Origin of the sequence: Streptomyces sp. JJ36 (assembly GCF_021696945.1) — a bacterium.
In the GTDB taxonomy this organism is placed as follows: Bacteria; Actinomycetota; Actinomycetes; order Streptomycetales; family Streptomycetaceae; genus Streptomyces.
Genome location: NZ_JACYHE010000006.1, coordinates 1 through 12,456 on the forward strand (window position 1 = coordinate 1; position 12,456 = coordinate 12,456).

Below are 12,456 nucleotides of genomic sequence, written 5' to 3' on the forward strand. Positions count from 1 at the left end.
ACGGGCCGGACGCGGCGGGCACCGTCCCGGCACCGGTGCCCGGGCCGCCGGGGGCGGGTGCCGTCACGCGCCCTCCCGGCGGACGGCCGGCGGTGGTGCGCGGCGCGGAAGCCGACGGCACGCGCGGCGCGGCACGTGTACCCGGCGCCGGCTGCCCGGCACCGGACGGCCCCGGGACCGAGGCGCGCCACGCGGCACCCGGCGAGCCCCCACGGGGGCCCGCACCGCCGGGCAGACCGCCCGCCGCGGCCCGCCCGGCGGGCGGCCGGACGTCCGGGCCCGCCGCACCCTCCGGTTCCGCCGCGGCCTCCCGCCCCCAGGCGACCCGGGGGTCGCCCGGCGCGGTGCGGCCACCGGCCACCGCCCGTCCCTGTGCTGCCGTGTGCATACGCGTGCTTCCTCCCGCCACCCCCTGATGTGGAGATCCGCGCCAAGTATGCAGGGTGACGCGTGCGGGGGCTGGCGGGTTCCGCGCCGCCCCGCCGGCATCGTCCGATAGGGCACCCTGCGGTACGACGATCCGAAGGCAGGAGTCCGAGATGCGCCGCACCTCTCGCACGCCCGCCCGGCACCGCGCTCTGCCGGCGGCGACCGGGGCCCTGCTGACGCTGTCCGACGTCGCGTGCGGCTCCGGCGGCGACACCGGCGACGGCTCCGGCGGGAACGCCGCGCAGCACGCCAAGCTGACCGCCGCCGCGGACGCCCGGAGCTGACGGCCCGTCGCCGCTCCCTCCCGTGCGCGCCCGCGAACCGGAGGCCACCCGCGGCGATGACCGCCCCGCGCCCCAACGCATAGGCTGTCCGTGTCAGCCGTACGCAGCAGGGGGCTTCCGCCATGACGACAGGTCGGCTCGGGCAGCACGCCGCGCCACCGAACAGGGCCTACGCCGGGCAGGTCGTGAACTTCCCGGACCCGGTGCGGGCCGCCCGGTACCCCCGCGGGGTCCGCGTGGACGAGCACGGCTTCCCGGACTTCTCGCCGTACGCCCGGGCCGCCGCGGAGATCGCCGAACCGCCGGAGGGTTTCGGCGGCGACGAACTACGGCTCACCGACTTCGTGTCCGCGAACGCCGCACTGTACGCCGCCGGCCACGAACTGTGGGCCGGCGTCCCGGCGGTGGCCACCCCGCACGGCTGGACCTGGCACCATGTGCCGCACTCCCGGCGCATGGAACTGGTCCCCACCGAGGTGAAGGCACTGCTGCGGCACCACGGCGGCCTCGCCACCGCAGCGGTCGACCACGCCAAGCACGGCACCCGCCCGCTGCAGGACACCCGCCCCGCGCACTTCCCGGTCCCGCAGGGCGTCGCCGTCGGCGAGGAGCGGGTCGTCCAGGCGGAGGAACGTCTCGGCTACCGGCTGCCCGGCGCCTACCGCGACTTCCTCAAGGCGGCGGGCGGCAGCGCCCCGCGCGGCGTGGCACTCGACGCGGAGCTGGGACTCCTGGTCGACCAGCCGTTCTTCACCCTGCGCGCCGAGGCCGCCGTCAACGACCTCGTCTACGTCAACAAGTGCCTCCGCGACCACCTGACCAAGGACTACCTCGCCGTCGCCTTCGTCCAGGGCGGCCTCGTCGCGGTCAAGGTGAAGGGCGACCACCTCGGCTCCGTGTGGTTCTGCGCGTACGACGACGCGCGGGACCGGGACGGCCTCGGCGTGCAGGAGCGCGTGGCGGAGCTGCTGCGGCCCTGTGGCGCCGGGTTCGACGACTTCCTGCTGCGGCTCGCGGGCGACCCGCCGGAACTCGAGACCGTGGCGAACCTGATGGTGGACGGCGGCTTCGCACGCGCCGTCCCGGTGGAGGGGTGAACGCGCAGATGGTGACCTACGCACAGGCCCAGGAGCGCGGCGAGCGCTGGGCCAACGCCGACGTCCCCGGCTACCAGCACCGCGAGGTGCGGGTACGCGAGTTCGACCTGGGCTTCGTGGTGTGGGCCGAGGGCCGGCCCGGCGGACCCGTCTCGGACGGCGGCCGCGCCCGGCTGGTCATCGCCCGGGACAGCGGGGAGGCCACCCTGTGGCCCGGGCTCCCCGTCGACGAGGTGATCCGCCGTTACGAGGCCGAGTACGGCACCGCCGGCACCCCCGCGCCCGCGCCCGCACCGGAACGGCTCGACCTGGAGGCCACCTCCTTCCTGCTGACGCCCCCGGAGTGGCTCCAGGAGGCCGCCGACCAGATCGGCATCCCCGACCGCCGCTCCTCCGGAGAGCCCCGGCCGTCCGCGCCGGCCCCGGCGGCCGGCAGCACGGACACCCCGGCACCCGGCGGCCCGGGCACGCCCCCGCCGGGAACCCCCGCAGCCGGGTCCCCCGTGCCGGCCGCCGGCAGCACGGGCGGTACGGGCGGCGCCGCCTGGCCGGCGGGCGGCGACGCCGGCGGCAGCCCGTGGGACGCCGCCGACACCAGCAGCTCCGGCGACGGCGAGGCACAGGCCCCGCCCGCCACCGTCTTCGCCCCGCCGCTCGCCGGCAGCGACGCCGACGACACCCCGCCCCCGCCCAGCTCCGAGGCCAGGACCGCGCTCCTGCCCGAGGGCAGCGCCCTCCCCAGGACGGCCGTCGCCCCCGCCGTCCAGCAGCCCGACGAGGGCCCCGGCTCCGCGTACGGCTACCCGCAGCCGCCCGGAGCACCGGGCACCGGCCAGAACACGGGCCAGGACCAGGGCCGGGGCCCGGCGACCCCGCCGCCGCCCGCCGCACCGCCGGCCGCGCCCGGCGCTCCCGGTACGCCCGGTGCTCCGCAGGACGGCGGCACGGGCGGCTCCGGCGGCGGCGTCCACCACGCCGCGACCATGCTCGCCGACCCCTCCCAGGGCGGCGCCCCGGGCGGCCCCGGCACCCCGCCGCCGCCCCCCTCCGCGCCGGGCACGCCCGGCGCGGGCGGCCTGGCCGACGCCGACACCGGCAAGTCCTCCCGTGGCGGCACCCCGCCGCGCGGCTCCCGCGGCGGGAACTTCTCCGTGCCGCCGCCACCCGGTGAACCGGGCACCCCCGGCGCCGGATCCGGCGGCTCGCAGGGCGGCCCCGGAGCCCCGGGCGGCTCCGGCGGCGGGTACGTCCCCACCCAGCTCGTCTCCGCGGACGACGTGGCCTCCCAGGGCCGCGGCGTCCCCGGCCAGGGCGGGCCGGGCGAGGCCCCCGGCTCCCCCGCCGACTCCGGCGGCGGTTCCGCCGGCGTCCACCACGCCGCCACGATGCTCGCCGGGCCCGGCGCGCCCGGCCCGGCAGCCCCGCAACCGCCCGGCGCGCCCCCGGCAGCCCCCGGCGGCCCGCCGCCCGGCGCACCGCAGGCGGCACCTCCCGGTGCCCCACCCCAGCCGCCCACCGGTCCCGGCATGCCCGGTCCCGGCATGCCCGGTCCCGGCGGCGCACCGGGCGCACCGGGCGCACCGGCGTACGGCTATCCGCAGCCGCCCACCGGGCAGCCCACCGTCGGCCCCGGCTACCTGGCCGTCCTCCGCTACCGCGCCCCCGACGGTTCCGAGCAGCAGCTCATCCGCCGCTCCGCCCCCGGCACCCCGCACCCGGAGTGGCAGATCCTGCACGAGCTGCGCGGCCTGAACGTGCCGCCGGAGCAGGTGCTCGAACTCCACACCGAACTCGAGTCCTGCGACCTCCCCGGCGGCTACTGCGCCCGCATGATCCGCGAGACCTGGCCCCAGGTGCGGATCAGCCACACCGCCGCCTACGGACGCGACCACGCCTCCCGCCAGCAGGGCATGCGGCACCTCGTCGAGCACCAGGGTGAACTGCACCAGGTCGCCGACGCCCCGCCGCGACCCGCGCCCCACCGGGTGCCGCTGCCGCCGCCGCACCAGATCCAGCCCGCACCGCCCATCCCCCCGGACGGCATCGGGCACGAGCTGATGCAGGCCTTCGGCCCCCAGGGCGTCTTCCGCTTCGACCAGCACGCGGTCTCCCGGCAGGGCGTCCCCGACATCGTCGGGCAGGTACTGGTCTGGGCCGGCGTGCCCTTCGACGTCACCCCCTTCTTCTGGGGCCAGGCCCAACCCGGCCGGCCCGTGCCCACGCTCGCCGAACTCGCCCAGGAACGCGGCGTCCAGCCCGCCCCGGACGCCGGGTCCTACCTGGTGGTGGGCAACGACTTCGGCCGCCGGATCTGCGTCCAGTACGGCACCGCGCACATCGTCGCCGTACCGCTGGAGGCCGGGCCCGGCGGGCAGCCCCAGCCGCCGCAGTTCGTCAGCACCGGACTCCCGGAGTTCGTCCGCTGCCTCGCGCTGCTCGGCAGGATGTGGCCGCTCCGCTACGGGCTGACGCCCGATCAGGCCGGGCGGTGGACCGTCGATTTCCAGACCCAGCTCGCCATGCTCGACCCCGCTGCGCTCTCCTCACCGGAGAACTGGTGGTCCGTCCTGCTGGAACAGATGTGGGACGGTCTCTTCTGACCCCGGCCACCGGACCGGCGGTCACTCGCACGAATGAGCTCGCACCGGGCCGGGGTGACGCGGAAGCAGGCCCTCCGCGGCCCCGCCGCGGTCGCGATCCCGCCGGTCAGGGCCCCCGTCGCCACCACCGCGCCGGCCACGCCGGCCACCCGGACCGCCGGTTTTCCGCCACGTCCGGCGGGGTGTGCCGATTACGGCCCCGCGGCCCGCATGACGCATGCTGGGACACGGGTACGGGCGGACTGTCGCGTGACGCCGCTCCGCTCGCGCTCACCCTCACGTACCACGCGCGGGCACGGACGCCGGAGTGGCCGAGGAGAGAGGTAAAGGGGCTCAGATGAGTGCGTCGTCGCCGCACGGCTTTGTCGTCGTACGCCGCGGATACCGGCCGGAACAGGTCGACGCCCGCGTCCACGACCTCACGGAGGAGATCGCCGAGGCCGACGAGCGCGCCACGCGCCTCGCCGTCCTCGCCAAGGAACTCACCGAGGAGGCCGAGCGCCTCCAGCACCTCGTCGCGACCCTCCCGCCGCAGACCTACGAATCCCTCGGCGCCCGCGCCCAGGAGATCCTCGCCACCGCCGAGGCCGAGGCCGAGGAACTCCGCACCACGGGCGAACAGGACGCCCGGCGGACCGGCGAACAGGCCGACGCGGACGCCCAGGCCGCCAAGGACGCCGCCCGCGACGCCGCCACCCGGCTCCGCGAGAACGCCGAGGAGACGGCCGCGCGCACCCTCGACACGGCCCGGGCGGAGGCCGCCGACCTGCTCCAGGCGGCCCGCGACGCCGCCGAGAAGACCCGCGGCGAGGCCGCCGCCGCGCTGGAGGAGATGACCCGGCGCTGCGAATCCCTCCTCGCCGACCAGGAGAAGGAGCACACCGCCGACTCCGAGACCCTCGACCGGGAACTCTCCGAACGCGAACGCGTCGCCGACAAGCGCGTCTCGGACCTCGACAGCCACGCACAGCACCTGCTCGACGAGGCACGGCGCGCCCACTCCGAGGCCGAGGAGGCCGCCCGCCACCGCCAGGAGGACGCCGACGCCCGGAGCTCCGAGATCCTCGCCGAGGCCCGGCTCACGGAGGAACGCGTCCAGCGCGAGACCGACCGCGTCCTGCGGGAGCACGAGGAGAAGGCCGAGGAACTCCGCCGCCACATGGCGCACGTACGGACCAGCCTCGCCACCCTCACCGGCAGCCAGCACGCCGTGGCCCCCGACGCGGACCCGGAGGCCCGGGACGACGACGCCCCCGCGCCCTCCGTCCCCGAACAGGCCGACGGCAGCTCCGCCTGACCCGACCGCCGCGCCGCCCGGGGCTGCGGGCCCCGGGCGGGTACCCCTGCCGGCACCGCGAGAGGCCGGTGTCACCACCCCGGCACGCCGGGTGCCCGGGCTCGTCTCCGGCACCACGAGGGGCTCAGCGCCATTCCGGCGCCGCCAAGCGCCGCCCGGCGCCGTCCGGCACCACCACCGGCGCCACGAGGCGTCCCGTACCACCGGGCACCGTCACGCGCCCCGCACGACCGCGCGGCACGCCAAGCGACCGAGGCCGCCAGGGGCCCGGCTCCACCGCCCCGGGCGCCGCTAGGCGCCGCCCGGTATCACCGCCGACACCCGGAACCCGCCCGCGTCCGTCGGGCCCGACACGAAGGCACCCCCCAGCGCCGTCACCCGCTCCCGCATGCCGACCAGACCGTTGCCCCCGCTCGGCAGCCCGGCGTCGACGACACCCTCCCCCGGCGGCTCGTTCTCCACCTGGAGCGCCACCTCCCCGGCGCGATGCGCCAGCCGCACCCGCGTCCGGGCACCCGCCGCATGCTTGTGCACGTTCGTCAGGGCCTCCTGGACCACCCGGTACGCGGTCTGCTCGACCCGCGCCGCATAGCCCCGCCGCTCCCCCTCCACCAGCAACTCCACGACCATGCCCGCCTGCCGCGACTGCCCGACCAGCGCATCCAGCTCCCCCAGCGTCGGACCCTCGTCCGGGCCACCGCCGGACCCCGCGGGCGGGACGGCCGCACCGTTCAGCGCACCGGTCTCCGGCCGGCGGTCCGGCGCCCCGGCAGCCCCCGCCTCCGGGGCCCGCGCCGCCCCCGGGCCGTCGCCCGGCACCGGCGCCCGCGCCACGGCACCGCGCGCCGTCCCGGCGGCGGAGGCCCGCCCGGCACCCGGCCCGGAATCCGGGCCCCGCGCCGCGGACCCCGCCTGCCCGGACCCCGCCTGCCCGGACGCCGACGCCGCGAACGCCGCCAGCGGTCCCGGCCGCTCCGCCGGCTCCACCTCGTCCGGCTGCCCCGGCTGCCCCGGGCGGCCCGGCTGCCCCGGTCGCTCAGCCTGCTCCCGCTGCCCGGCGTCCTCCGTACCGGCAGCCCGCGCCGCGGCCTCCGACACCTTGCCCGACACCGCGCCGTCCGCGCTGCGCAGCACCCCGAGCATCGTCCGCAGCTCGGTCAGCGCCTGGCGCCCCATGTCCCCGACCAGCGCGGCTTTCCTCGACGCCTTCTCCGGGTCCTTCAGCGCCACCGCCTGCAACGCCGCCGCGTGCACCACCATCAGGCTCACCCGGTGCGCCACCACGTCGTGCATCTCCCGGGCGATCCGGGTCCGTTCCTCGTTCCGCGCCCACTCCGCGCGCTCCTCCGCACGGTCCGCCAGCAGCGACAGCTCCCGCTCCAGGCCGTCCGCCCGCTCCCGCAGGCTCTCCACCAGCCGCCGGCGCGCCCCCGCGTACAGCCCGAGCAGCAGCGGAGGCACCGTCATCCCGACGGACATCAGCACCGACACCAGCGGGATGAACCACACCGGCGGGTTGAAGTCCGGGTCCTGCCCCACGCTCTGCTGCATCCGGATGTACGTGATGATCAGCCCGCCGGTGACCATCATCCCGGCCAGCAGCACGATGATCCGGCGCGGCACGTCCGACGCGGCCAGCGTGTAGAGGCCGACCAGGCTCAGCAGCAGGCCCATCTCCGCCGGCGTCACCGCGATCGCCACCAGTACGACCGCGATCGGCCACCGCCGCCGCAGCACCAGCACCGCACCGACCAGGACGCCCAGCACCACCGCCAGGACCACCGGCACCGCGGTCTGGCCGGCGAACTTCCACCCCTCCACCGCACACTCGACGGCGGACACCACGCCCAGGGAGACGTCGAGCGCCATGCTCCGGCGCCGCGCCCACCACCACGGCCCCCCGCCGGTCGCGTCCGCCACGCACGTGGTCACGCCCTGGCCCCGGGCACGTACGTCTTCCCCCGACTCGGTCATACCGCCCAGCCTACGACCGCCTGCCACTCCTTTTCCGTCCGGCCGCCTCACCGACCAGTTATTTGAAATCAGAACGACTTACGGGAACAGCATTCTTACCCTCGAACTGGTGAATAACGCCGGTGTTCGATACCCACCGGGGGAAATCCCCGCGAAGCTCGTACCATGACGCCCCCACCGCACACCCCGGACGGACCACACCGTCGCACCGGCGACGGCACCGGCGGCCTCCTGCACGGCACCACCACCTATGAGGCCCTCCGCGCCCGCGCGGTCGCGCTCCGGCGCCGCGGCCACAGCCGGCGGCAGATCCGGGACACCCTGAAGGTGCACAACAACGACCTGCTCAACCACCTCCTGGACGGCGAGCCACCGCCGCAGTGGACCCGGCGCCCCAACGCCAAGGACCACCTCCGCGAGCGCGCCCGCGAGCTGCGCCGCGCCGGCTGGACCTACGACCGCATCCAGCTCGAACTGGGCGTCTCCAAGAGCTCGATCTCCCTGTGGGTGCGCGACCTGCCGAAACCGCCGCGCCCGCGCCGCTCCCCCGAGGAGGCCTCCGCGATCGCCCGGCGGGGCTGGGAGGCGACGCTCGCCCGCCGCGAGGCGGAGCGCCGGGCGACCAAGGAGGCGGCGGCTGCCGAGATCGGCCCACTCAGCGACCGTGAGCTGTTCCTGGTCGGCGTGGGGCTGTACTGGGCGGAGGGCGCCAAGGACAAGCCGTACGCCCGGCGGGAGTCCGTGAAGTTCGTCAACAGCGATCCGGACGTCATCCGGCTCTTCCTGCGCTGGCTGGCCGTTCTGGGCGTCGACCAGGAGCGCCTCCGGTTCCACGTCAGCATCCACGAGACCGCAGACGTGGCCACCGCGGAGGCGTTCTGGGCCGAGGTCGCGAGCGTCCCCCGGTCACGACTGAACAAGACCGTCCGGAAACGCCACAAGCCGAAGACCTCACGGAAGAACACCGGGGACGCCTACCACGGCTGCCTGGTGGTCTACGTGACGCGGGCGGCGGACCTATATCGTCGCATCGAGGGCTGGTGGTGCGGCATAGTAGGCACGCCGCACCCACCGGGGTAACGGATGTCCGTTTCACCCGGTTTGCTATCCCCTGTGGTGTAATAGGCAACACTAACGGTTTTGGTCCGTTCGTTCCAGGTTCGAGTCCTGGCAGGGGAGCTCTCGAAAGCCGGGCCGCACGGTGCATGCCACGGCGCCCGGGGCCCCCGTGAACCCACCGGTATCCTGCGGGTGTCATCCCCACCACCCGAAGCCGAAGGGCACCCCCGTGAGCGCCAACCGCCCGGCAGCCGTCGTCGTTCTCGCAGCGGGTGAGGGCACCCGCATGAAGTCGGCCACGCCCAAGGTCCTGCACGAGATCTGCGGCCGTTCCCTCGTCGGTCATGTCCTGCACTCCTCCCGGGCCCTGGACCCGGAGCATCTGGTCGTGGTCGTCGGCCACGAGCGGGAGCGGGTCGCCGCCCATCTGGCGGAGGTGGACCCGGGGGCGCGCACCGCGGTGCAGCACGAGCAGAACGGCACGGGGCACGCCGTGCGCATGGCCCTGGAGGAGCTGGCCGCCGGCGGCGTCGAGCCGGACGGCACGGTGCTGGTGGTGTGCGGTGACACCCCGCTGCTCACCGGCGCGACGCTGGGGGCGCTGGCGGAGGCGCACGCCACCGGCGGGAACGCGGTGACGGTGCTGTCCGCGGAGGTGCCGGACGCCACCGGGTACGGGCGCATCGTGCGGGACGCGGCGAGCGGCGCGGTGACGGCGATCGTGGAGCACAAGGACGCCACGGACGCGCAGCGGGCGATCCGGGAGATCAATTCGGGGGTCTTCGCGTTCGACGCGCGGCTGCTGGCGGAGGCGCTGGGCAAGGTGCGGACGGACAACAGCCAGGGCGAGGAGTACCTCACGGACGTGCTCGGCATCCTGCGGGAGGCCGGCCACCGGGTGGGGGCGACGCCGGCGGAGGACCACCGGGAGATCGTCGGCATCAACAACCGGGTGCAGCTCGCGCAGGCCCGGCGGCTGCTGAACGACCGGCTGCTGGAGGAGGCGATGCTCGCCGGGGTGACCGTGGTGGACCCGGCGTCGACGTGGCTGGACGTCTCGGTGTCGTTCGAGCCGGACGCGGTGGTGCACCCGGGTTCGCAGCTTCTGGGGTCGACGCATGTGGCGGCGGGGGCCGAGGTGGGCCCGGGGGCGCGGCTGACGGACACCGCGGTGGGCGCGGGCGCGGTGGTGTCGCAGACGGTGGCGGAGGGCGCGGAGATCGGCCCGTCGGCGTCGGTGGGGCCGTACACGTATCTGCGCCCGGGCACCCGGCTGAGTGCGGGGGTGAAGGCCGGCAGCTTCGTGGAGATGAAGAACGCGGAGGTCGGCGAGGGCACGAAGGTGCCGCATCTGTCGTATGTGGGCGACGCCTCGATCGGTGAGCAGAGCAACATCGGGGCGGCGACGGTGTTCGTGAATTACGACGGGATGCACAAGCACCGTACGACGATCGGGTCGCATTGCCGGACGGGTGCGGACAACATGTTCGTGGCGCCGGTCACGGTCGGGGACGGTGCCTATACGGCGGCCGGTTCGGTCATCACGAAGGATGTGCCGCCGGGTTCGCTGGCGGTGGCACGCGGCCAGCAGCGGAACATCGCGGGGTGGGTGGCCCGTAAGCGTCCGGGGAGTGCGGCCGCGCAGGCCGCGGAGCAGGCGCGGGAGACGGAGGACCGGGAGGGCTGAGGCGCCCGGCCGGGTACGCGACCGGCACGGACGGGGTTTACGGTGAAGAGGCACCCACGCGAAGCGGAACGCAAGGAGACTGTGCTGTGACCGGGATCAAGACGACCGGCGAGAAGAAGCTGATGCTCTTCTCCGGCCGCGCTCACCCCGAGCTTGCGGAGGAGGTCGCGCAGCAGCTGGGCATCGGTGTGGTCCCCACGAAGGCGTTCGACTTCGCCAACGGTGAGATCTACGTACGTTTTCAGGAGTCGGCCCGTGGCGCCGACTGTTTTCTCATGCAGAGCCACACTGCTCCGATCAACAAATGGATCATGGAGCAGCTCATCATGATCGATGCGCTGAAGCGGGCTTCGGCGCGGAGTATCACGGTGATCGTGCCGTTCTACGGTTATGCGCGGCAGGACAAGAAGCACCGGGGCCGGGAGCCGATCTCGGCGCGGCTGATGGCGGACATGTTCCGGTGTGCGGGTGCGGACCGGATTCTCACGGTGGATCTGCACACGGATCAGATCCAGGGTTTCTTCGACGGTCCGGTGGATCATCTGTTCGCGCTTCCGGTGCTGGCGGACTACGTCGGGGAGAAGGTCGACCGGGACAAGCTGACGGTGGTGTCGCCGGACGCGGGCCGGGTGCGGGTGGCGGACCGGTGGGCGGACCGGCTGGGTGCGCCGCTGGCGATCGTGCACAAGCGGCGGGACCCGGACGTGGCCAACCAGGTGACGGTGCACGAGGTGGTGGGTCATGTGGAGGGCCGGGTGTGTGTCCTGGTCGACGACATGATCGACACGGGCGGCACGATCTGCGCGGCGGCGGACGCGCTGTTCGCGAACGGCGCGGCGGACGTGATCGTGACGGCGACGCACGGGGTGCTGTCGGGTCCGGCCGGGGACCGGCTGAAGAACTCGAAGGTGAGCGAGTTCGTGTTCACCAACACGCTGCCGACGCCGGGCGAGCTGGAGCTGGACAAGATCACGGTGCTGTCGATGGCGCCGACGATCGCGCGTGCGGTGCGTGAGGTCTTCGAGGACGGCTCGGTGACCAGCCTCTTCGACGAGCAGGCGTGACGGGGGCGGCCGGTCGCTGAAGCCGGGCCGGCCGCTGATCGATTTCTGTGCGGCCTCCCGCGCCGAGTAGACTGCTGTGGTTGCTCGGCGAGGGAGGCCGTTCGTGTGCGCGCGCCGCGAGGCGCGGGCGTGCGGGGGCTGTCCGTTATCGACGCGCGCTCTTCGTAGCAGGCCTGTCGTGGGCCGGGTGACCACCGTCCATCGGTTCCGTGTCCCAGACGAGGAGCGCAGCATCATGGCTGACGTCAAGCTGACCGCAGAGATCCGCAACGAGTTCGGCAAGGGTGCCTCCCGCCGGCTCCGCCGCGAGGAGAAGATCCCGGCCGTGATCTACGGCCACGGCGCCGACCCGGTGCACATCGCGCTCTCCAGCTACGACACGATGATGGCGCTGAAGACCCCGAACGTCCTGATCAACCTGGACATCGAGGGCAAGAAGGAGCTGGTGATCCCGAAGGCCGTGCAGCGCGAGGCGATCCGCGGCTTCCTGGTCCACGTCGACCTGCTCACGGTGAAGCGGGGCGAGAAGGTGAACGTGGAGGTGCCGATCCACATCGAGGGCGACCTGGCGCCGGGGCAGCACATCCTGGAGCACGTGCTGAACGCCCTGCCGGTGGAGGCCGAGGCCACGCACATCCCGGAGTCGGTCACCCTCTCGGTGGAGGGCCTGGCCGCGGGCGACGCGGTGCACGCCAGGGACATCCCGCTGCCGTCCGGCACCACGCTGGCGGTGGACGGCGAGGACGTGGTGATCCAGGTGCTGGCCGCCCAGGCGGAGGAGCCCTCGGCGGCGGCCGAGGGCGAGGAGGGCGAGGCCGCGGCGGAGTAGTCTGCCGCCCGGGGCCGCCGCCCGGCCCCGGTTCGTTTCCGACCGCCGCCCCGTGCGTGCCGTGCGTGCGTACGGGGCGGCGTGCGTGCGCGGTGTGCGGGTGCGTGCCGCGCGGAGTTCCGTAGCGTACGAGTGT

At 74.9% G+C, this 12,456-nt stretch carries 9 protein-coding genes; 8 read left to right on the top strand and 1 reads right to left on the bottom strand.

Annotated elements, in window-relative coordinates:
• Positions 1-539 precede the first annotated feature (539 nt).
• The 4 genes from HOY81_RS03840 to HOY81_RS03855 all read left to right on the top strand — a co-directional run bounded on the left by HOY81_RS03840 (position 540) and on the right by HOY81_RS03855 (position 5,707).
• Positions 540-713, top strand: a complete 174-nt coding sequence (locus HOY81_RS03840; protein WP_237318108.1) for a hypothetical protein — start codon at positions 540-542, stop codon at positions 711-713.
• 122 nt (positions 714-835) lie between these two features.
• Positions 836-1,810, top strand: coding sequence for an HNH endonuclease (locus HOY81_RS03845; protein ID WP_237318110.1), 975 nt, complete (start codon positions 836-838; stop codon positions 1,808-1,810).
• An 8-nt stretch (positions 1,811-1,818) separates the two neighbouring features.
• On the top strand, positions 1,819-4,410 hold the full coding sequence (locus HOY81_RS03850) for an SUKH-4 family immunity protein (protein ID WP_237318112.1): 2,592 nt from the start codon (positions 1,819-1,821) through the stop codon (positions 4,408-4,410).
• A 337-nt stretch (positions 4,411-4,747) separates the two neighbouring features.
• Positions 4,748-5,707, top strand: a complete 960-nt coding sequence (locus HOY81_RS03855) for a cellulose-binding protein (RefSeq protein WP_237318115.1) — start codon at positions 4,748-4,750, stop codon at positions 5,705-5,707.
• Positions 5,708-5,998: 291 nt separating this feature from the next.
• Here HOY81_RS03855 and HOY81_RS03860 read toward each other — a convergent pair whose 3' ends face one another.
• Complete coding sequence (locus tag HOY81_RS03860; protein ID WP_237318117.1) at positions 5,999-7,681, bottom strand: sensor histidine kinase; 1,683 nt, start codon at positions 7,679-7,681, stop codon at positions 5,999-6,001.
• 165 nt (positions 7,682-7,846) lie between these two features.
• Between HOY81_RS03860 and HOY81_RS03865 the strand changes: the two genes are divergently transcribed.
• From HOY81_RS03865 to HOY81_RS03880, 4 genes are all read left to right on the top strand, one after another.
• Positions 7,847-8,761, top strand: coding sequence for a hypothetical protein (locus tag HOY81_RS03865; RefSeq protein ID WP_237318119.1), 915 nt, complete (start codon positions 7,847-7,849; stop codon positions 8,759-8,761).
• A gap of 208 nt (positions 8,762-8,969) precedes the next feature.
• The gene (glmU, locus tag HOY81_RS03870; RefSeq protein WP_237318120.1) at positions 8,970-10,427 is read left to right on the top strand and encodes a bifunctional UDP-N-acetylglucosamine diphosphorylase/glucosamine-1-phosphate N-acetyltransferase GlmU; all 1,458 of its coding nucleotides are present in this window, start codon (positions 8,970-8,972) and stop codon (positions 10,425-10,427) included.
• A gap of 86 nt (positions 10,428-10,513) precedes the next feature.
• Positions 10,514-11,491 carry a ribose-phosphate diphosphokinase gene (locus HOY81_RS03875; protein WP_237318122.1) on the top strand — a complete coding sequence of 326 codons (978 nt, stop codon included), beginning with the start codon at positions 10,514-10,516 and terminating at the stop codon, positions 11,489-11,491.
• A gap of 235 nt (positions 11,492-11,726) precedes the next feature.
• Entirely contained in the window at positions 11,727-12,320 is a 594-nt protein-coding gene (locus HOY81_RS03880; RefSeq protein WP_237318124.1) for a 50S ribosomal protein L25/general stress protein Ctc, read from the top strand.
• Positions 12,321-12,456: the final 136 nt, after the last annotated feature.